Here is a 21,050-nt window from a genome sequence, read left to right as displayed (position 1 = left end):
GCCGAGCGATGATATCGGGCCTATGCAATATTGCATATTCCGGCGGGGTGCGGTTCACTCGGCCCATGAGCAATGCGCTACCCGATCTGGAAACCGTCACCGTGGAGCGCGACGGGCACGTCCTGCTGATTGGCCTGAACCGGCCGCATAAACGCAACGCCTTCAACCAGGCGATGCTCGCCGACCTGGCCCGCGCCTACGGGCTACTGGAGTCCGATGCCTCGGTGCGCGCCGGCGTTCTGTTCGCACACGGCGACCACTTCACCGGTGGTCTCGATCTGGTCGACGTCGGCCCCAACATCGCGTCCGGGGACTTACCCGCCCCGGCAGACGGACGGGACCCATGGCGCCTGGACGGGCCCTGGACCACGCCGCTGGTGGCCGTCGCGCACGGCTGGTGTATGACGTTGGGCATCGAGCTGCTGCTGGCCGCCGACATCCGGCTTGCGGCGAGGGGAACCCGATTCGCGCAGTTGGAGGTCCAGCGCGGTATCTACCCATTCGGGGGTGCGACCCTGCGGTTCCCGCGCGAGGCCGGATGGGGCAACGCCATGCGGTGGCTGCTCACCGGTGACGAGTTCGACGCCGAAGAGGCCCATCGCATGGGAATGGTGCAGGAGGTGGCCGACGACGCCGCGGCCGCTCTGACGCGTGCTCGCGAGATCGCCAATACGATCGCCGAGCGCGCGGCGCCGCTGGGTGTGCGGGCCACGCTCGCGTCGGCCCACCTGGCCCGCGAGCAGGGTGACGCGGCCGCGATCGAACGGCTGCGACCCGACGTCGCCGCCTTGTTCGGTACCGCCGACGCCGCCGAGGGTGTGCAGTCGTTCGTCGAGCGTCGTCAAGCCCGATTCGAAGGTCGCTAGGGCAATGCGCCGAACGTGCAGCCATGGCGGAAAAATCGCGAAATTCTCGCCGTCAGTGCACGTTCGGCACGGGGCAGCCCTTAGCTCTCTACGGTGTAGCCCATCGGCATCAGCACGCTCTTTTGCTGCGTGAAGTGCTCCACACCTTCCGGTCCGTTCTCGCGGCCGATGCCGGAGTTCTTGTAACCGCCGAACGGGCAGCCGGGATCGAAGGCGTACCAGTTGATCCCGTAGGTCCCGGTGCGGATCTTCTCCGAGATCTCAATGCCCTTCGGCACATTGGAGGTCCACACGCTGCCCGCCAACCCGTACACCGAATCGTTGGCGATCGCGATCGCGTCCTCCTCGGTGTCGTAGGGAATGATGGACAGCACCGGCCCGAAAATCTCTTCCTGCGCGATCGTCATCTTGTTGTCGACGTCGGCGAACAGCGTGGGCTGCACGAAGAATCCGTTGTCCAGGCCCTCCGGACGGCCACCACCGCACACCAGCCGAGCGCCCTCTTCGATGCCCTTGGCGATGTAGCCCTCGACCCGGCTTCGTTGCTTCTCCGAGATCAGCGGCCCGATCTGGACGGCCGGGTCCGACGGCGGCCCCACCGGTAGCGCCTGCACGAAAGCGCTTACCGCATCGACGATTTCGTCATAGCGTGAGCGCGGCGCCAGGATACGGGTCTGGTTCACGCAGCCTTGTCCGGCGTTCATCACCCCGGAGAACACCATCATCGGAATCGCGGAGGCCAGGTCGACATCCTCGAGGATGATCGCCGCCGACTTCCCGCCGAGCTCCAATGTGCACGGCTTGAGCATGTCCGCGGCACGCTTGCCGACCTCCTTGCCGACCGCCGAGCTGCCGGTGAAGGTGAACATGTCGATGTCGGGGTTCGACGTCAGTGCCTGGCCGGTCTCGATTCCGCCGGGCACCACCGACAGCACACCCTCGGGCAGGCCGGCTTCGGCAAACACCTCCGCCAAAGCGTTTGCGGTAAGCGGGGTTTCGGCGGCCGGCTTGAGCACCACCGTGCAGCCGGCAAGCAACGCCGGCCCGAGCTTGTTGACCGCCAGGAACAGCGGCACATTCCATGCCACGATCGCGCCGACCACCCCGACCGGCTCGCGGTAGACGATGGTCTGCCCGTAGGAGCCGTTGCGGGTCTCCTTCCACTTGACCTGATCGACGGCGTCGGTGGCGAAGAAGTTCATCGCCCCCATCGAACCCATCCAGTGCATCGTCTCGATGATGGTCGGCGGCTGACCGGTCTCATCGGTGAGCAGCTTGGTGAAAAGCTCTTTGCGGTCTTCCATGAGCTTTACCGCCGCAGCAATGACCGCCGCGCGTTCTTTCGGCGGGGTCGTGGGCCACGGCCCCGAGTCGAACGCCTTGCGGGCCGCCGCGACGGCGGCGTCGACGTCGGCTGCCGCCGCCAACGGCACCTTGCCGACGTACTCGCCGGTGGCCGGGCAATGGACCTCGATGACGTCGGAGGTCGAAGGTTCCGTCCACTTGCCGCCGATGAAAAGCTTGTCGTATTCGGTCTTCTGGCTGTCGGTCATGGCGCCACCCTACCCAAGCCAAGGCAAAACGAGAACATGTTTCATTCTCGCGGTTGGAGGACCAGCACGAGATTGCTCACCAGGAACTCCCGTAGCACCGGTACAGAGGTCAGCCACCAGGCCCATCGCGGGTGGTAGCGGGGGAATGCGCAGACCATGGCGCCCGTGCTCGCCGCCCAGCGCAGCCCGTCGGCCGCCGATACCGCGAACAACGACGACCCGTAGTCGTTCTTCGCCGGGTGGCCGTGTTTGCGGGCATAGCGCGCCGCGGCCCGCGCCCCGCCCAGGTAATGGCTCAGCCCCATTTCGTGACCGCCGAACGGCCCGAGCCACACCGTGTAGGACAGCACCGCCAAACCGCCCGGTCGGGTCACCCGCAGCATCTCGGCGCCCAGTTGCCATGGCCGCGGCACGTGCTCTGCGACATTGGACGACAGGCACATGTCCACACAGTCATCGGCGAACGGCAGCGCCATACCCGACGCGCGCACGAAGGCAACCGACAGGTCGTCGGGCGCCCCACTGGGCGCATGCATCTCGGCCGGGTCGGGCTCGACTCCCAGATAGCGGATGCCGGCCTCGGCAAATGCCGCCGCGAAATATCCCGGTCCGCCGCCGACGTCGAGCAGCGTGCAACCGGCCGGCGATCGGCCGTGGATGCCCAGCCACAAGTCGCTGATCATCGCCGCGGTGTCGGCGGCCAGCGCGCCGTAGAAGCGGGCCGGGTCCCGCTGCTCATAGCGGAACTCCGACAGCAGCCGCAGCGAGCGGGAAAGCGTCGCCCGCCGGGCGAACGTGTCGGTGGCGGCCATCGGCCCAACCATACGGTTGGCGCCCGCTAGGCTGGCGATCGATGTCTGCTCTGCGGTCCGCCCTGCTGCTGTGTTGGCGCGACACCGGGCACCCGCAGGGCGGCGGGAGCGAAACCTACCTGCAGCGCATGGGAGCGCAGCTGGCCGCGGCCGGTGTCGTGGTCACTTTGCGCACCGCCCGCTATCCGGGCGCGGCGCGGCGCGAAGTGATCGACGGCGTGCGGATCAGCCGCGCCGGCGGGCGTTATTCGGTGTACCTGTGGGCGCTGCTGGCGATGGCTGCGGCGCGGATGGGGCTGGGACCGCTGCGGCGGGTGCGGCCGGACGTGGTGATCGATACCCAGAACGGTTGGCCGTTTCTGGCCCGGCTGATCTACGGTCGGCGGGTCGCGGTCCTGGTACATCACTGCCATCGCCAGCAGTGGCCGGTGGCCGGCCGGCTTCTCGGCCGGGTCGGTTGGTTCGTGGAGTCGCGGCTGTCGCCGTGGCTGCACCGGCGCAACCAGTACGTGACCGTTTCACTGCCGTCGGCGCGTGACTTGATCGCCCTTGGTGTGGGCAACGAGCGAATTGCCGTGGTGCGCAATGGTCTCGACGAAGCGCCGTCATCGTCGTTGTCTGGCCCGCGGGCGGCCACACCGCGCGTGGTGGTGTTGTCCCGGCTGGTACCGCACAAGCAGATCGAGGACGCGCTCGGTGCGGTGGCGTTGTTGCGGTCCAGGGTGCCCGGCCTGCATCTCGACATCGTCGGCGGCGGATGGTGGTGGGGGCGGCTGGTCGACCACGCGGCGCGGCTCGGTATCAGCGATTCGGTGACCTTCCACGGCCACGTCGACGATGCGACCAAACACCATGTGCTGCAACAGTCTTGGGTGCACGTGCTGCCGTCGCGCAAAGAGGGCTGGGGCCTGGCGGTGGTCGAGGCCGCTCAGCATGCGGTCCCCACGATCGGCTACAGATCGTCCGGCGGGTTGGCCGACTCCATCATCGACGGGGTGACCGGCGTCTTGGTCGATGATCACGCCGAGCTGGTGGATCGGCTGGAGGAGCTGCTGGCCGACCGCGTGCTGCGTGACGAACTGGGCGGCAAGGCGCGTGCGCGCAGCGCCGAATTCTCTTGGCAGCAAAGCGCGGACGCGATGCGCAGCGTGCTGGAGTCGGTGGTAGCCGGCGACCGCGTCAGCGGAGTGGTGTAGCGGCGCTCGCCGGATGCCGTCGGGCGCGCAGCCGCGATCCGGCCATCGCCAAACCGCCGGCCAGCATCGCCAGCCATACGACGTGGGCGAACATGACCACCAACCGTCGATCCGCCGACACCCCGATCGCCGTCCCGCCGACGCGATACAGCACCAAGTCGCGCCCTCGATAGCTCACCGGCAGTCGCTCGAAAGTCCTTGCGGCCATGCCCATGTCGCCCGGAGTGCCCGATTCGACCACCAGCCATGTCACGCCGGCGCGGCGAAGCGTGACGGGATCGGCGCCCGCCAGCAGCAGACCCTGCACCTCGCGCGCCCGGCTTCCCTCACCGGGCACGCTGACGCCGGAAATGGTCAGGTCGCCGGTCGTCAGAACGTCGGCGCGCACCCAGCGCGGCAGCGGATCGAGCACCGGCGCCGGCCCCGACCAGGCGAAGCGCCGCATGGTGCCGGCGGGCAGCACCGCGACCGCCCCGGGCTCCCGGTTGACCATCGCGGCAACGGCTGCCCAATCGGCCGGGTAGTGCACCGGCGTCAGCTTTCCGCCCACACCCCACGCCAAGTCGGGCAACGCGAGCACCAGTGCGGTGCAGCAGGCCAGCGCGGTCGCCGTCGGCCGCAGCCATCGGCGCAGGGTCAGCACGGCGCCCGCGCCCGCCAGCGCGTACCCGGGCATCGCCAGCGCCACCCACTTCTGCCCGTCGCGCAGCACGCCCAGGCCGGGCGCGATGTCGACGACCGCCCGCAGCAGCGCCAGCCCGGGGCCGGTGGCGAGCGCGGGGGGCACCAGCACCGACACCGCCGCCAACACCAGCAGTGGCAGCGCCGCCCGACGACGCGCCAGTGCGGGCAGCCCGGCGGCCACCACAACCAGCAGCACCGCGGCCGACAGCACCGCGAAAAGGCTTGCCCGCGAACCGGGTACGGCCTCGCCGTTCCACATCCCGCCCAGGCTGGCCAGGCTGCCCAATGTGCCAAGACCGGGCTCGGCGCGGGCCGCGAACGCGGGAAGGCCGCGGGCATGCGCCCACCCCGTCGACGAGGAGCCCAGCGCAGACGCCGTCAACCACGGCAGCGCCGCGAGCACCGCGGCAGCCAGCGTGACCGCGGCGCACAGCCAGCGCGGACGACCGGTTCCCGGAGCCGCCACGCAGACCAACCCGACCGTCGCGGCGAGCATCAGCCCGGTCGGAGTCAACCCGGCCAACGCGATCCAGAACGTCAGCCCGAAAAGCCGCGCCCAGCCGGCGTCGTCCCCGGAGCGCAGTGAGAGCATCGTCGTCGCAACCCATGGCAGGCAGCCGTAGCCGAGCAGGAGGCTCCAATGGCCCTGCAGGAGCCGTTCGCCGACATAGGGATTCCAGATCGCCAGCGTGATCGCGATGAACTGACCGCTGGCCCCGGCCTCCGGCAATACTGTCGCCACCAACCGGGCCGCGCCCCAGCCCGCCAGAAACAGCCCCAGCACCAGCAGCGCCTTCACCACGACTCCGCCGTCGATGCAGTGCGACGCCAGCGCCACCGCGAAATCCTGCGGTGTCGCGCGTGGGGCGGACGTCAACCCCAGTGCGCTATCGGACAGATACGACCGCGGCGTTGACACCGCGTCGCGTAGCAGCAAATACCCGGGGGCGAGCAGCGGCGCCACCACCAGCAGCGCCAACACCAGTGCGCACCCGAGACGGGACCACCGCAGGATCCGTGCCGTGGTCACACTCGCGGACTAGGGCCGCTCGGGTGGAGCGGCGCCGGGCGGACCGGGTTCGTGCGGCACATCCTTGGGCGGCGTGGGCAGGATCTCGGTCTCGGCTTCGGCACCGGACACCGGTTCTTCTGCCGGCTCGCCGCGGCCGAAGAAGCCATGGTCGGCGGTGTCGAGTCCGGGGTCGAGCAGCGCCGCCTCGGTCCGCAAGCTGAACGAGCCGAGCAGCAGCCCGCCGATCAGCGCGATCAGGCCGGACGCGGTGAAGGTGATCGGCAGCACCCGCGACCACAACGCCAACCGGTCACGCTCGTTTCGGGCGGCATTCACTTGCGATTCGATGGTCTCTTCGTTCGACGTGACCTTGTAGTCGGCCAGCGTGAGCTCCGGCTTCAACGGGTCGCGGGCAAAGTAGTGATTGGCGTGCTCTTCTTCCTTGACGATGGTCCCCGACTCCGGGTCCACCCAGAAGGTGCGCTGCGCCGCGTAGTAGCGGCTCATGGTGATCTTCTCGTCCGGATCGCCGGGCACGCCCCACATCGCGGCGGTCGCGGTGGCCTTGCTGTCATCGTCGTTGGCGTACAGCGACGGGTACGTCACCGGGTCGGCCAGCTTGCCGTCGGCGTCGTAACCGACGTCCTGGGTGAACCGGTAGGTGGTCAAGCCGTTGACGTCTTCTTCTCCGTCGTAGTTGGCGTCGAACGCCTTCTGTGCAATCGGGTCGAAGTAGGGATACGTCCGTTTCTCGGTGTGGAACGGGAACCGGTAGGCCAGTCCATCGTGCGGCAGCGCGATGTTGGTGGGTGGGGTGTCGTCATTGAAGCCGCGCGGCTTCTGGATGGCGCCGCCGGGATGGGTCTCGTCGGAAACCGCCATCGCGGTTTTGCGGTTGAGCGTGACGGTGTCGACGAGCGCGAGCAGCAGGCCGGTGTCCTTTTGCTTGTCGCTGCGACGAACCGAGGTGCCCACCTGGAGCGTGACCACATCGGCGTTGGCGGGGGACTCGACGCTGATCTGCTGCTGGGACACCAGCGGCACGTTCTTGTTGACGACGTACTTCTGGCTGTTCATCGAGCCCGGGTCCAGCGCGGTGCCGCTGCCGTCGCTGATCAAGGTGGCATCCAGGTCGAGCGGGATCTTGGTGATCCTGCTGGTGGTGTACGTCCACAGCAGCAGCGCGGCGATCAGCAAGGCGGCTCCGAGTCCCATGATTCCGCATGCGGCCATCCGCAACATGACTGCTCGGTTCACGCTGCCGTGACCTCCTTCTGGTCTCCTGCGGTTTGGGGACCGCCAAGCAAAACTCGTTCGACCCTAACAGCAAAATTTAAGGTCGCCGTTTATGTCTCCTAGGTGGGCAAAGCGGTTGTACCCGATTTGTCGGGCAACCCATCACGCCGCCACACTGATCGTCATGGACGGCCGACAGGTGGGCGGGACCCGCAGCTTCCTGCCTGCTGTGGAAGGCATGCGGGCGTGCGCGGCGATCGGCGTCGTGATCACCCACGTCGCTTTTCAGACCGGGCATGCCGGCGGAGTCGATGGCCGGCTGTTCGGCCGCTTCGATCTGGCGGTCGCGGTGTTCTTCGCGTTGTCGGGGTTCTTGTTGTGGCGCGGACACGCCGCCGCGGCGCGAGGCCTGGGGCCGCGTCCGTCGACAGGTCACTACCTGCGATCGCGTGCGGTCCGCATCATGCCGGCATATCTGGTGGCCGTCGTGGTGATCCTGACCCTGCTGCCGGATGCCGATCACCCGAGCCTGACGGTGTGGCTGGCGAATCTGTCGCTCACCCAGGTCTATGTGCCGCTCACGTTGACCGCCGGGCTGACCCAGATGTGGAGCCTGTCGGTGGAGGTCACCTTCTATCTGGCGTTGCCGATCCTTGCGCTGCTGGCCCGCCGGATACCCGTTGCCGCCCGGGTGCCGGTGATAGCGGGTCTCGGTGTCGCCAGCTGTTTTTGGGGCTGGATCCCGTTTGCCGCACCTGCAGGCGTGAATCCGCTGACCTGGCCGCCCGCTTTCTTCTCCTGGTTCGCGGCGGGGATGTTGCTCGCGGAGTGGGTGCACAGCCCGATCGGGTTGCCGCACCGGCTGGCGCGACGCCGGCTGCCGATGGCCGTGGCGGCGGTGGCGGCCTATCTGGTGGCCGCCTCACCGCTGGCCGGGCCGGCGGGGCTGATTCCCAGTACCGCCGCCCAGTTCACGGTGAAGACGGCAATGGGGGCGGTGGTGGCGCTCGCACTCGTCGCGCCGTTGGTGCTGGACCGGCCCGACACCGACCACCGACTGTTGGGCAGCGCACCGATGGTGACGCTGGGCCGCTGGTCCTACGGAATATTCATCTGGCATCTGGCGGCGTTGACCATGGTCTTCCCGGTAATCGGCGAATTCCCGTTCAAGGGCCATATGCCGGAGGTATTGGTGCTGACGCTGATCTTCGCCATCGCGATCGCCGCAGTCAGCTACGCGCTTGTCGAATCACCGTGCCGGGAAGCGTTGCGAGAGTGGGAGACCCGTAAAAAACGGGGCCAGGAAGCCCGAGCGGTTACCCCGCGTCAAGAGGACGCAATCGCCCCATGACCTGATCGCGTACCGCCGAGCGTCGCGCCTTGCCGGCGTCGTCACGCAATGGGGTTTCGACGAATTCGACGGTGCGCGGCACCTTGTAGGGGGCGATGCGCTCGCCCAGAAACGCCTGCACGCCGGCCTCGTCCAGTCCCGACCCCTCGACCGCCTGCACCAGGGCGTGCGGCACCTGGCCCAGATCACTGTGGGGTATGCCGACCACCAGACACGACAGCACATCCGGGAGAGCGGACAGGGCGTTCTCGATCTCTGCGGGATAGACGTTGCGGCCGCCGACGGTGAACATGTCGACCCGGCGATCGGACAGATACAAAAACCCGTCCTCGTCGAAATAGCCCAAGTCGCCCAAGGAATCCCAGCCGTCGCGGTTTTTCGCTTTGGACCCGACGTAGCGGTAGGTCGGCGCGCTGCCGGGGCTTGGCCGCATGTAGATCTCGCCGCCCACCCCGGGCGGGCAGGGGTTGCCGTCGTCGTCGAGCACCTTCATCTCGCCGGCAACCACCACGCCAACCGAACCGCGATGGGTCAACCACTGGTCGCCGGAGATGAACGTCAGGGCCTGTAATTCGGTGCCGCCGTATAACTCCCAGACTTTTTCGGGGCCCAGCAGGTCAATCCACGCCTGTTTGATCGCGGGCGGGCATGGTGCCCCCAGGTGCCAGAACCGCCGGATCGACGACAGGTCGTAGGCATCGGGGTCGGCGCGGTAGACCGGCAACAGGCGCTGCATGATGGTCGGCACCGTGGTCAGGAACGTCACCCGGTGATCGGTGACCAGGCGCAGAAATTCGTGCGGCTCGAACCGCGGCATCAGCACCAGGTGATGACGCATCAGCAACGCGACCACCGCTGTGGTGAACCCGGTGTTGTGGCTCAACGGCACGGACACCAAAGTCGTATCGCCCTCCTGAGCGCCCAACGGGTAGCCGATTATCGGCGGGATCCGGCTGTCGCCACCGGCCTCGATGAGCTTGGGGCGGCCGGTGCTGCCACCGGAGGCCAACGACTTCCAGCACGGCGACACCGCTTCCGGTAGTGGGGCGTCAGACGTTTTTGGCATGAAACCTGCTGGTACACTTGGAATTTCGCCGCGAGGGTCGTCGCGCCCAACCAGCAGGGCACGTGTGCGCAGGTCCAACAGGCCTTCGAGCTCGGCATCAGGAAGTCGTGGGGACAGCGGCTGGGGCACCGCGCCCAACTTCCAGCACGCCACCGCGGCCTGCACCCACTCGACGGAGTTCGGCAACACGATGCTCACGTAATCGCCGACGCCCACGCCACGTTCGGCGTAGGCGCGGGCGAGCCGGTTGGTTGACAAGTCGAGTTCCGCGCGGGTGATGGTGCGCCCGGCGCAGGTGACCGCCGGTTCGTCGGGAGCGATCGCGGCCAGCGCCGAAATCTGCGTGCCGATCGGCGCGACCGGCTCACTCACTGGTAGGCACCTTGCCGCTCGAAGATGCGGCGCGGGTTGTCGACCAGCATGGTGTGCAGCTGCTCGTCGGTGACACCGCGCTCCTTCAGCGCCGGGATCACGTCGTTATGGATGTGTAGGTAATGCCAATTGGGGGCGGCCACGGGCATCAGCTCCTCGGGCAGCGCGTCGAAATAGCAGTTGGCGTCATGGGATAGCACCATCTTGTCGGCGTGCCCGCGCTCGCACATCTGCGCCACGATGTTGACTCGGTCCTCGAACGGCAGGATCACGTCGATGCCGAACCGGTCCATGCCGAGGTAGGAGCCGGCGGCGATGAGCTCCTCGAGGTAGCCGATGTCGGTGCTGTCGCCGGAATGGCCGATGATCACCCGGCTCAAATCGACGCCCTCCTCTTCGAAGATGCGTTGCTGCTCGAGCCCGCGCCGCAGTCCGGCGTGGGTGTGGGTGGAGATCGGAACCCCGGTGCGTTTGTGCGCCTGGGCGACCGCGCGCAGCACGCGTTCGACGCCCGGGGTGATGCCGGGCTCGTCGGTGGCGCACTTCAGGATCCCCGCCTTGATGCCGGTGTCGGCGATGCCCTCTTCGATGTCGCGGACAAACATGTCGGTCATGATCTCCGGCCCGTCCAGCTGGGTTCCCGGGCCTTGATAGTGGAACCGGAACGGCACGTCGTTGTACGTGTAGAGGCCGGTCGCGACAACGATGTTCAGGTCGGTTTCGGCGGCAACCCGGGCGATACGCGGGATGTAGCGGCCCAACCCGATCACGGTGAGGTCGACGATGGTGTCCACCCCGCGCGACTTCAGTTCGTTGAGCCGGTTGACGGCGTCGGAAACCCGTTGGTCCTCGTCGCCCCAGGCTTCCGGATAGTTCAGCGCGATTTCGGTGGTCATGATGAACACGTGCTCATGCATCAGCGTGACGCCGAGATCGCCGGTATCGATCGGTCCGCGTGCGGTATTCAGTTGCGACACGCACCTGATGCTAAGGCTCTCGCGGCTCAAGTTCGAGCGGCGGGCTTGAAAGCACCACGCGATGACGGCCGCAGTGCTGCACTGGTACAAGGGGCGGTGACGAACGGAAGTAGCGGAGCAGACCGATGAGCCAGGTTCAATTTGGCGTGTCACTCGCACCGAGGACCGAAGATCTCGACACCATCGTCAAACTCGCCGTCGCCGCCGACGCCGCCGGCCTGGATCTGCTCGCCATCCAAGACCATCCGTATGTGGCGGAGTTCGTCGATACCTTCAGCCTGATCGGGCATCTGCTGTCGCGGACCACGCGGATACGGATTTTTCCTGATGTGGCCAACCTGCCACTGCGGCCGCCGGCAATGCTCGCAAAGGCTGCCGCCACATTGGATTTGCTCAGCGGCGGGCGCTTCGAGCTCGGTCTTGGTGGGGGCGCCAGCATGGACGCCATCGCGGCGATGGGTGGACCTGTTCTCGCGCGCCGGGACGCCCTGCCGGCGCTGGCGGAGGCTATCGACGTCATCCGCGCTTTGTGGCGAGCCGGAGAAACCGCCCACGCCGGTGGCGACCACCACCGCGTCGACGGAATCGACGCCGGGCCTGCGCCGGCGCACGCGATCGGCATCTGGCTGGGCTCCATCGGTTCGCGGGCTCTGGATTTGACCGGCCGTGTCGCCGACGGGTGGGCGGCGCCCATCCCGAAGTACCTGGCCCATGAAGACCGGGCGGCGGCGCAGGATCGCATCGATACCGCCGCCAGGGCCGCCGGACGGGACCCACGCGCCATCCGACGACTCGCTCAACTACCGGGCATCATCACCGACGATCGCGACGACGGTGCACCTGTGGGCAACGACTCCATCGTCGGCCCACCGCAGCGATGGGTGGAAACCATCGATCATTTCGTGCGCGATCTCCGGTATGACACCGTGATCTTTTGGCCCGACCAGACCACCGAAATCCAGCTTCGCCGGTTCACCGACGAAGTGATGCCCGGCGTGCGCGCCAAGCTGACCCGAGGTGATCGGGGAGAGATGCTGTGAAACGTAATGAAACGGCCGACAGCGGTAATTCCCTAGCCCGCAATGGAAACGACACTCGTGCTGTGCGTGCGGCAGAGTTGGGTAGCGCGGCATTGGTCGATGCGATGGGGCGGGTTCACATCCACCGCGCGCACATCCTCGCGTTGGCAAGCCCGGATCCGACACGGCCGCTTTTCGGCCCCGCAGTCACCATCGCTTTTCTGCCTTACCGTGACGACCTGCCAGAAAGCCAGCTCGGATTCGCTGACCTGTTCTACGAGGCGATCGGGGAAGACCCGAATGGGCGGGTACTGGTGTTGTCCAGTGGTGGTTATCCCGACGCATCTCATAGCGGAGGCACCAAACTATCCAGGGTGCACAACAATCGATTGGCCGGTGTGCTAACCGACGGGCGACTACGAGACTTCGATGAATTGCGCCGCTATGACTTCGCGACTTGGTGCCGCGGTGAGGCCACCCGGTGGGGTGGCGAGACCGTGATGCCATACGCGGCCAACATCGCCGTCGAAGTCGGAGGCGTACTAATCACCCCAGGCGATTACGTATACGCCGACTCGGCGGGCGCGGTGGTAATCCCGGCAGGCAGCCTGGACCGAGTTCTCGACGAAGCATCCAAAATCGACGACGAAGACCGCGAATCCCTCGAGCAGATCCGCAACGAGCGGTCGGCAGGCAGCCAATAAGGGGCCCCTGTCGCGCGTCTACGCGGCCTCCTGGGACGGCGCGGCATGTCTAGTGCACGCCTCTTGGCAGGCATGGTTGATCCCCGGCAGCATCTGGTGTGTGACGTCGGCGCTGGTGCGGATGGTCAGCGCCGCCGCGATTCCACCGGTCGCGGCTACGGCTGCGGCGATGAGCATCGCAACTGCGAAGCTGTGGCCGAGGGGTTGTCCGGCGCCGGCGCGCATACCGGCAGCGACGGGCAGCACCGCGACGGCCAGTAGGCCCGCGAGCCGCGCGATCGCATTGTTGACGCCCGAGGCGGTTCCCGCACGGTTGTCGGACACGGCGGCGAGGACGGCCGCCGTCAGTGGAGCAACCGTGATCGCCAACCCCACACCGAAGACAACGACGGCGGGCAGTACGGCGCCGAGATACGACGCCCCAGGCGCGATGCGAGCCATTAACGCCAAACCCGCGACCGCGGTCAGCGGGCCAAAAGTCATGGGCAGCCGGGGGCCCGTGCGCTCCGCGAGGGCACCGACCAACGGGGAGCCAACCAGCATGATGATAGTTGTGGGCAGCGTCGCGAGACCGGTAGTCAAGGCGGAGTAGTGCAGGCTTTGCTGCAGCTGCAGGGCGAGCAGAAAGAGTGCGCCGCCTACAGCGAAATAGACCGCAAGAGTGGTGAGGTTCGCGCCGGTGAACTGGCGGGAGCGAAACAGGTCCAGAGGTAGGACCGGTGCGGTCGCATGTGTCTCGATCATGGGAAAGGCCACCAGCGCGGTGACACCGATGGCAGCGGCGGTCACAGGGACTAATGTCCAGCCGCGGGCCGGTGCTTCGATCAACGCGTAGGTCATTCCCCCGAGACCGAGTGTGACCGCTGCGGCGCCGAGGATGTCCGAGCGCCCCCCGGCTGTGGTGTCACGGGATTCGGGCACGTGACGGGCGGCGATCCACATCGCGGTGGCGGCCAGTGGAATGTTCAAGAAGAACACCCACCGCCACGATGCGGCATCGACCAGCCAGCCGCCGATGAACGGACCCAGCGCCGTGGTTACCCCGGACATGCCTGCCCAAACGCCCACCGCACGGCCCCGGTCTTTGTCTGTAATCCCTGCATTGATCAATGCCAGGCTGCCGGGCACCAACGCCGCCGCACCGACGCCCTGCACCAACCGTGCGCCGATCAGCCAGCCCGCGGTGGGTGAAAGACCGCATGCGAGAGAGGCTGCAGTGAAAACGATCAGGCCGCCGACAAAGACACGGCGACGGCCGTAGCGGTCGCCTGCCGCGCCGCCCGAGAGTAGCAATGCGCTTAACGACAGCAGGTAGCCGTCGAGTATCCACTGCTGGCCGGCCAACCCGGCGCCCAACTGCCGCCCTATGGCGGGAAGCGCGATGTTGACCACGGTGCCGTCGAGCAACGCGATCCCGGAGCCCAGAACTGCGGCTACGATCAGCCACCGCGCGCGGGGTGATGCCAATGGTGCTTGACGCGGGACGGTCACTGGTTGGGACGTGTTTGGTGCGTCTTCCAACGATCCGGATCGTCTTCGAGCGCAGCCCGATCCCAGTCGGCGTGAATGGCCGCGGCTTCGTAGGTGTCCTGCAAAAAACCGAGCAGTGTCCGGTCAGGGTCGGCCGCCTGCCGCACCGCCTCATATGGCAGGAGGAACTCGCCGAGATCCTTGCTGTAATAGGCCTCTGACGGGCTGACGGGGTGTTCGGCGAAGCCGTCTGGCTCGGGATAGGCATAGGCATAGAAGGCGCCCTCGTCACCGCCACCTGGAAAGAACCCGCAACTGCTCAACTCGCGCGAGTATCCCTCGACCATCACCCAGTCGCCGACATTTGGGGCGCCACCCGGATGACGAGGCGCGCCGCGCCCGGAAAATCTGGTGCAGGCGAGATCCATTGCACCCCAAAAGAAATGTACGGGGCTCACCTTGCCCATGAAACGGGAGCGGAACTGGCCGATCACCCGGTTCGCCTGGAGCAGCTGGCGCCAGAACAGGTTCGCCGCGTCAGGGTCGTACGAGGCATGCTCGACATCCTCGGCGAATCTTGGGGCTGGATCCACCTCGTTGGGGTGCGACTGGATGCGCGTGTGGAATCCCAACTCGTCCAGTGCCTGCATTGTTTGCGAGTAGAACTCGGCCACCGATTTCGGTTCCAGCCGAACGGTACGGGTCGCGCCGCTGCTGCTGCGGATCACCAACTGGTGGTCGATGAAATCGAATTCGATGTCGAAGGCCTCGGTCCGATGCGGGATCGCCGATGTCGTCAAACCGCGCGGAGTCACGTACGAGGTGACTTGCCACCAGTGATTAACCATCGGCGAATGGGCGAGCCGGACCTTACCGACGATCTGGGTCCACATGTGCAGCGTGTCCCGGGTCGGAGCCCAATCGTCGACCCGCAGGCTCGGCCACGCGTCAGTGCCTTGGTGATCTCTCGTCATGATCACTCCTCGGTTCGGTTGTTTACCGGTGTTCGGGATTGGCGGAATCCGGTTGGCATCCGGCGTCCCAGGCGCTGCGCTGGTTGCCGTAAGCGGGGATACCCCCGGCTGCGGTCAGCATCCGCGCCAGATGCAGCAGGTTGTACGTCATGAATGTGGTGTTGCGGTTGGTGAAATCATTCTCGGGACCGCCCGAGCCAGGATCGAGGTATGACGGTCCCGGGCCGGCCTCGCCGATCCATCCGGCGTCGGCCTGGGGTGGGATGGTGTATCCGAGGTGCTGCAGGCTGTAGAGGACGTTCATCGCGCAGTGCTTGATTCCATCCTCGTTTCCGGTGATCAGGCATCCGCCGACCCGGCCGTAGTAGGCATATTGACCGTTGTCGTTGAGCAGGCTCGAACACGCGTAGAGGCGTTCAATCACCCGCTTCATGACCGAACTGTTGTCGCCCAACCATATTGGGCCGCACAGCACCAGGATGTGTGCATCGAGCACCCGAGGAAACAGTTGCGGCCATTCATCGGTGGCCCAACCGTGCTCGGTCATGTCGGGCCACACGCCTGTGGCGATGTCGTGATCGACGGCCCGCAACTCGTCGACCTCAACGCCGTGCTGGCGCATGATCTGCGAGCTGAGACGTATCAGCCCTTCCGTGTTGCTGACCTCCGGGGAGCGCTTCAAGGTTGTGTTGATAAACAGCGCTCGCAGCCCATCAAACCGCGGTGGCATCGTCGCCCCTTTACCGCATGCATGTCGTCCGACCGTGTAGTTCGACTCTAAGAGGCCCCGCGATGGTGTAACAGCCTTGACTGTGAGGTGGCTCACAGTAGAATGACCACTGGTCATCGGCGCTAGGAGGACTCGATGCCGACAGTGACGTGGGCGCGCGTCGATCCGGTTCGTCGCGCGGCCGTGGTGGAAGCTGCAGAGGCGGAGTTCGGGGCGCACGGCTTCTCACGAGGCAGCCTGAATGTCATCGCCCGGCGAGCAGGGGTTGCCAAGGGCAGCCTGTTTCAATACTTCGCCGACAAACGCGACTTGTATGCGTTCATCGCCGACGTCGGCAGCCAGCGGGTTCGTGCCTACATGGAGGCACGCATCCGCGAATTGGACCCGAGCCGACCGTTTTTCGACTTCCTCACCGACCTGCTCGACGACTGGGTCGCATACTTCGCCGACCATCCACGCGAACGTTCGCTGCACGCCGCGGCGAGCCTGGAGGTCGACACCGACGCGCGCATCAGCGTGCGTTCTGTCATCCACCGCCACTACCTGGAAGTGCTGCGGCCGCTGGTGCGTGACGCGCACACCCGCGGCGACCTGCGGGCGGATGCCGACACCGACGCGTTGTTGTCGCTGCTGCTGCTGATCTTCCCGCATCTGGCTCTGGCGCCTTATGTGCGCGGCATGGATCCGATCCTCGGGCTCGACGAGCCCTCTCCTGAGCAGCCGGCGCTGGCCGTGCGCCGGCTCGTCGCCGTCTTGGCGGCCGCATTCTCCGCAGTGCCGCAAGCCCACCGCAAAGACCTGAAGGAGGTCAACTCATGACACGCACACGTTACGGCTCACTGGCCGCGGGCGGGCTGAACTGGAACAGCCTGCCGCTCAAGCTGTTTGCCGGCGGCAACGCGAAGTTCTGGAATCCGGCCGATATCGACTTCTCCCGCGACCGGGCGGACTGGGAGGCGCTGACCGATCGCGAACGCAACTACGCCACCCGGCTGTGCGCCGAGTTCATCGCCGGCGAGGAGGCGGTGACGAAGGACATCCAGCCGTTCATGGCCGCGATGAGGGCTGAGGGTCGGCTGGGAGACGAAATGTACTTGACGCAGTTCGCGTTCGAGGAGGCCAAACACACCCAGGTGTTCCGAATGTGGCTCGATGCCGTCGGGATCGACGACGACCTGCACAGTTACCTCGAAGAAGTTCCGGCATACGGGCAGATATTCAACGAGGAACTCCCGGATTCGCTGAACACGCTTTACGTCGATCCCTCGCCGGCGGCTCAGGTTCGGGCGTCGGTGACGTATAACCACATCGTCGAGGGCATGCTTGCGCTGACCGGCTACTACGCCTGGCACAAGATCTGCGTGGAGCGCGGCATCCTTCCCGGCATGCAGCAGCTCGTCCAGCACATCGGTGACGACGAGCGACGGCACATGGCGTGGGGCACGTTCACCTGTCGGCGCCATGTCGCCGCCGACGACGCCAACTGGACGGTGTTCGAGACGCGGATGAACGAGCTCATCCCGCTGGGGCAGCAACTGGTCGACGACGGTTTTGCGCTATACGGCGACGACATGCCCTTCGGTCTGTCGGTGGAGGAGTTCATGGCCTACGCCACCGACAAGGGGATGCGACGGTTCGGCACCATCAGCAGCGCCCGGGGCCGTCCGCTCGAGGAGATCGACCTCGACTACTCGCCGCTGCAGCTGGAGGACACCTTCGCCGACGAGGACGAAAAGGCCCTGGCCGCGGTCTGAGTCGCCGGCCAGCGCGAGCTACTCGACCTTGTCGCCGCCGCCGGCGTCACCGCTGTCCGCTGAGCCGATCCAGACGGTCTTCGCGTTGCAGAATTCGCGGATTCCGTGCCCGGCGAGCTCGCGGCCGTAGCCGGATCGCTTGATGCCGCCGAACGGCAGCTCGGGATAGGACACCGTCATCCCGTTGATGAAGACCTGTCCCGCTTCGATGTCGTCGATGAAGCGTTGCTGTTCGGACTCGTCGCGGGTCCAGGCGTTAGAGCCCAGCCCGAACGTCGTCGCGTTGGCGATGTCGATGGCCTCCTCGATATCGGCCGCACGGTATACCGAAGCGACCGGCCCGAACACCTCCTCACAGAAGATCGGCATGTCCCGGGTGATGTCGGTGATCACGGTCGGGGGGTAAAACCAGCCCTGGCCGCCGAGTCGTTTTCCGCCGCAACGGATCACCGCACCGGCTGCGACCGCCTCGCCGACCAGCTTCTCGACATCGTCGCGGCCGGATTCGGTGGCCAGCGGGCCGACGTCGGTGTCCGGGTCGGTCGGATCACCCACGCGTAGCGCGGCCATCTTCTCGACGAACTTGTCCACGAAGTCGTCGTAGATATCGGTGTGGATGATGAATCGTTTGGCCGCGATGCAGGATTGGCCGTTGTTCTGTACCCGCGCGGTCACCGCGTTCGTGACCGCTTCGTCCAGATCGGCCGACGGCATCACGATGAACGGGTCGCTGCCGCCGAGCTCGAGCACGGTGGGCTTGATCTCGTCGCCCGCGATGGCGCCCACCGACTGGCCGGCCGGTTCGCTGCCGGTCAGGGTGGCCGCGGCGACTCGGGGATCACGCAGGATGTCCTCGACGGCGCTGGAGGGAACGAGCAGCGTCTGGAAGCAGCCGTCCGGAAAGCCGCCGCGTGCGATGACGTCGGAGAGATAGAGCGCAGTCTGCGGCACGTTGGACGCGTGCTTGAGGAGGCCGACGTTGCCGGCCATCAGCGCCGGCGCGGCGAACCGGACGGCCTGCCAGAGCGGGAAGTTCCAGGGCATCACGGCCAGCACGACGCCCAGCGGCTGATACCGGGTGTACGCCTTCGATGCGCCCACTGCCTCACCGTCAGCCGGCTCGTCGGCGAGCAGTTTCTCGGCATGCTCGGCGTAGAACCGAAAACCCTTGGCGCACTTGAGCGCCTCGGCCTTCGCCGCTTTCAGCGTCTTACCCATTTCCAGGGTCATCATCTCGGCCACCTGATCGGCCTCGGCCTCCAGCAGGTCGGCCGTGGCGTTCGTCCACTCGGCGCGTTGCGCATAGCTGGTGCGCCGGTAGTCGGCGAACCGATCGTGGGCGCGCGCGATGGCGGCGTCGATTTCCTCGGCTGTCGCCGGGGTGAAAGTTTTGACCGTCTCTCCGGTGGCGGGGTTGATCGTGGCGATGGACACGGTGGCCTCCTCGAGCGCTGGACGGATTCCGCCCTCCAGCCTGCCACTATCGTGGCGTGTGTGAGTACCGCCGCCCAGCTGATGGTCAAGTGCCTGGAAAACGAGGGTGTCGCCGTTGTCTTCGGCTTGCCTGGCGAGGAGAACATCCGTTTTGTGCAGGCGTTGGCCGCCTCGGACATCCGCTATGTGCTCACCCGCCACGAGCAGGGTGCCGCGTTCATGGCCGAGATGTACGGGCGGGTCACCGGCCGGGCCGCGGTGGTGTCCACCACGTTGGGGCCCGGCGCCATCAACATGCAGCTCGGCGTGGCCGATGCCACCACCAACAGCACACCGATGGTCGCGATCTCCGCGCAGGTCGGCCAGGACCGCGAATACAAGGAGTCGCACCAGTACGTCGACCTGGTGTCGATGTTCGCGCCGATCACCCGGTGGGCCGACGGCGTCCCCACCGCACGCGCCATCCCGGAGATGTTCCGCAAGGCGTTCAAGGTGGCCGAGACCGAACGCCCGGCCGCGGTCTATCTGGCCGTGCCCGAGCACATAGATGCGGACGAGACCGACTACGACCTTGCGCCGCTGCGGCGCGATGTCGTGCGCGCCGAGGCGCCGGCCGCGGGTCAGGTGGCGCGGGCCGTCGACATCCTGCGCGATGCACAACGGCCGGTGGTGCTGGCCGGGCACGGCGCGGCCCGCAATGACGCGACCGCGGCGCTGGTCCGGTTCTCCGACGAACTCGGGATTCCGGTCGCCAACACCTTCCACGGCAAGGGCGTGATGCCCGACGATCACCCGAACAGCATCGGGACGATGGGGTTCATGCGCCATGACTACGTCAACTTCGGGTTCGACAACGCCGACGTCGTCATCGCCGTGGGTTACGAGCTGCAGGAGTTCGACCCCGTCCAGATCAATCCGAACGCCGACAAGAAGATCATCCACATCCATCGCTTCCCCGCCGAGGTCGACGCGCATTATCCGGTCGACGTCGGCATCATCGGGGACATCAATGCTTCATTGGACGCGCTCACCGACGCGCTTTCCGGGCACCGCTTCGCCAATGACGCGGTCGCGCCTGGCTGTGACCTACTGGCAGAGGAATTCGCACGCGGACAACAGGATTCGCGATTTCCGCTTGCTCCTCAGCGGGTGGTCGCCGATACCCGAGCGGCGCTGGGCCGCAGCGACGTTGTGCTGGTCGACACCGGCGCCACCAAGATGTGGATGGCGCGGCTGTATCCGACGTACGAATGCAACACCTGCTTGATTTCGAATGGCTTGTCCACCATGTCGTTTGCCTTGCCTGGCGCGCTGGGCGTGAAGCTGGCCCGCCCGAAGTCCAAGGTGCTGGCGGTTGTCGGTGACGGCGCGTTCATGATGAACTCGCAGGAGATCGAGACCGCCGTTCGGGAGCGGATCCCGTTGGTGGTACTGATCTGGGACGACGGCGGTTACGGGCTGATCGAATGGAAGATGGACCTCGAACTCGGCGACCATTACTACGTCAAGTTCGGTAATCCGGATGTGGTGAGCTACGCGGAAAGCTTTGGCGCCAAGGGATATCGCATCAACGCCGCGGACGAGTTGTTGCCGACGTTGAAAACCGCGCTGGACGACGACGGCGTCTCGCTGATCTCCTGCCCGGTCGACTACTCGGAGAACCTGCGCCTGACCGAGCGCCTCGGCCAGCTGGACGAGACGCTGTAGTACTTCACGAAGTTGGGTTATCCCCGTCGGTCAATCAATCGTCTTTACCCGATGCCGCCCGGGCTCACACCACAGAGCTAGCGGTAGCGCAGCCCTAGCAGCATCAGCACGGCGCCGACAAACGCGGTGACGG

Annotated in this window: 18 protein-coding genes; 8 read left to right on the top strand and 10 right to left on the bottom strand. The window is 66.4% G+C overall.

Translation table 11 applies throughout. From position 1 onward, the window contains the following. The first annotated feature begins 65 nt into the window (after positions 1-65). The gene (locus AWC06_RS16620; protein ID WP_085199112.1) at positions 66-866 is read left to right on the top strand and encodes a crotonase/enoyl-CoA hydratase family protein; all 801 of its coding nucleotides are present in this window, start codon (positions 66-68) and stop codon (positions 864-866) included. Between the two features lie 80 nt (positions 867-946). On the opposite strand, the gene AWC06_RS16615 is transcribed toward AWC06_RS16620, so the two are convergent. Then, a complete protein-coding gene (locus tag AWC06_RS16615) occupies positions 947-2,419 on the bottom strand; it encodes an aldehyde dehydrogenase (protein ID WP_085199111.1) in 1,473 nt (490 codons plus the stop codon). Between the two features lie 41 nt (positions 2,420-2,460). Continuing rightward, positions 2,461-3,231: a class I SAM-dependent methyltransferase gene (locus AWC06_RS16610; RefSeq protein WP_085199141.1), complete on the bottom strand. Its 771-nt coding sequence runs from the start codon at positions 3,229-3,231 to the stop codon at positions 2,461-2,463. 41 nt (positions 3,232-3,272) lie between these two features. Here AWC06_RS16610 and AWC06_RS16605 point away from each other — a divergent pair, with 41 nt between their 5' ends. Then, the gene (locus AWC06_RS16605; RefSeq protein WP_085199110.1) at positions 3,273-4,427 is read left to right on the top strand and encodes a glycosyltransferase family 4 protein; all 1,155 of its coding nucleotides are present in this window, start codon (positions 3,273-3,275) and stop codon (positions 4,425-4,427) included. Here the strand turns inward: AWC06_RS16605 and AWC06_RS16600 are convergent. Then, complete coding sequence (locus AWC06_RS16600) at positions 4,411-6,123, bottom strand: MmpA family trehalose lipid delivery protein (protein ID WP_085199140.1); 1,713 nt, start codon at positions 6,121-6,123, stop codon at positions 4,411-4,413. The two genes, AWC06_RS16605 and AWC06_RS16600, sit on opposite strands and share 17 nt — an antisense overlap. A gap of 27 nt (positions 6,124-6,150) precedes the next feature. Beyond that, positions 6,151-7,380 (bottom strand): cell envelope lipid trafficking protein PgfA, encoded by a 1,230-nt coding sequence (gene pgfA, locus AWC06_RS16595; RefSeq protein ID WP_169715368.1) that lies wholly within the window; start codon positions 7,378-7,380, stop codon positions 6,151-6,153. A gap of 163 nt (positions 7,381-7,543) precedes the next feature. Here pgfA and AWC06_RS16590 point away from each other — a divergent pair, with 163 nt between their 5' ends. Continuing rightward, complete coding sequence (locus tag AWC06_RS16590) at positions 7,544-8,710, top strand: acyltransferase family protein (protein ID WP_372458114.1); 1,167 nt, start codon at positions 7,544-7,546, stop codon at positions 8,708-8,710. Here the strand turns inward: AWC06_RS16590 and AWC06_RS16585 are convergent. Both AWC06_RS16585 and AWC06_RS16580 read right to left on the bottom strand, forming a co-directional pair. Beyond that, complete coding sequence (locus tag AWC06_RS16585; RefSeq protein ID WP_085199108.1) at positions 8,676-10,148, bottom strand: AMP-binding protein; 1,473 nt, start codon at positions 10,146-10,148, stop codon at positions 8,676-8,678. The genes AWC06_RS16590 and AWC06_RS16585 overlap by 35 nt on opposite strands. Beyond that, a complete protein-coding gene (locus tag AWC06_RS16580) occupies positions 10,145-11,125 on the bottom strand; it encodes a phosphotriesterase family protein (protein ID WP_085199107.1) in 981 nt (326 codons plus the stop codon). Before AWC06_RS16580 ends, AWC06_RS16585 begins: the two co-directional genes overlap by 4 nt. Positions 11,126-11,250: 125 nt before the next feature. On the opposite strand from AWC06_RS16580, the gene AWC06_RS16575 reads away from it, so the two are divergent. Both AWC06_RS16575 and AWC06_RS16570 read left to right on the top strand, forming a co-directional pair. Continuing rightward, complete coding sequence (locus tag AWC06_RS16575) at positions 11,251-12,165, top strand: LLM class flavin-dependent oxidoreductase (RefSeq protein ID WP_085199106.1); 915 nt, start codon at positions 11,251-11,253, stop codon at positions 12,163-12,165. A 62-nt stretch (positions 12,166-12,227) separates the two neighbouring features. Beyond that, the gene (locus AWC06_RS16570) at positions 12,228-12,848 is read left to right on the top strand and encodes an RraA family protein (protein WP_227371064.1); all 621 of its coding nucleotides are present in this window, start codon (positions 12,228-12,230) and stop codon (positions 12,846-12,848) included. A gap of 18 nt (positions 12,849-12,866) precedes the next feature. Here AWC06_RS16570 and AWC06_RS16565 read toward each other — a convergent pair whose 3' ends face one another. From AWC06_RS16565 to AWC06_RS16555, 3 genes are read right to left on the bottom strand one after another with little or no spacing between them, the layout of a single operon-like run. Then, complete coding sequence (locus AWC06_RS16565) at positions 12,867-14,339, bottom strand: DHA2 family efflux MFS transporter permease subunit (RefSeq protein ID WP_085199104.1); 1,473 nt, start codon at positions 14,337-14,339, stop codon at positions 12,867-12,869. Next, positions 14,336-15,292: a DUF5996 family protein gene (locus AWC06_RS16560; protein WP_085199138.1), complete on the bottom strand. Its 957-nt coding sequence runs from the start codon at positions 15,290-15,292 to the stop codon at positions 14,336-14,338. Before AWC06_RS16560 ends, AWC06_RS16565 begins: the two co-directional genes overlap by 4 nt. A 22-nt stretch (positions 15,293-15,314) precedes the next feature. Then, positions 15,315-16,022 (bottom strand): flavodoxin family protein, encoded by a 708-nt coding sequence (locus tag AWC06_RS16555; RefSeq protein ID WP_085199103.1) that lies wholly within the window; start codon positions 16,020-16,022, stop codon positions 15,315-15,317. Between the two features lie 135 nt (positions 16,023-16,157). On the opposite strand from AWC06_RS16555, the gene AWC06_RS16550 reads away from it, so the two are divergent. Continuing rightward, a complete protein-coding gene (locus AWC06_RS16550) occupies positions 16,158-16,841 on the top strand; it encodes a TetR/AcrR family transcriptional regulator (protein ID WP_085199102.1) in 684 nt (227 codons plus the stop codon). Beyond that, positions 16,838-17,776, top strand: a complete 939-nt coding sequence (locus AWC06_RS16545; RefSeq protein ID WP_085199101.1) for a R2-like ligand-binding oxidase — start codon at positions 16,838-16,840, stop codon at positions 17,774-17,776. Before AWC06_RS16550 ends, AWC06_RS16545 begins: the two co-directional genes overlap by 4 nt. Before the next feature lie 18 nt (positions 17,777-17,794). On the opposite strand, the gene AWC06_RS16540 is transcribed toward AWC06_RS16545, so the two are convergent. Beyond that, positions 17,795-19,210: an NADP-dependent succinic semialdehyde dehydrogenase gene (locus tag AWC06_RS16540; protein WP_085199100.1), complete on the bottom strand. Its 1,416-nt coding sequence runs from the start codon at positions 19,208-19,210 to the stop codon at positions 17,795-17,797. 60 nt (positions 19,211-19,270) lie between these two features. On the opposite strand from AWC06_RS16540, the gene AWC06_RS16535 reads away from it, so the two are divergent. Beyond that, the gene (locus AWC06_RS16535) at positions 19,271-20,917 is read left to right on the top strand and encodes an acetolactate synthase large subunit (RefSeq protein ID WP_085199099.1); all 1,647 of its coding nucleotides are present in this window, start codon (positions 19,271-19,273) and stop codon (positions 20,915-20,917) included. Positions 20,918-21,050: the final 133 nt, after the last annotated feature.

It is taken from the genome of Mycobacterium fragae (assembly GCF_002102185.1).
GTDB classification, from domain to species: Bacteria; Actinomycetota; Actinomycetes; order Mycobacteriales; family Mycobacteriaceae; genus Mycobacterium; species Mycobacterium fragae.
Note: the sequence above shows the minus strand (reverse complement) of the source record. Positions and strands in the feature narration are given on the sequence as shown.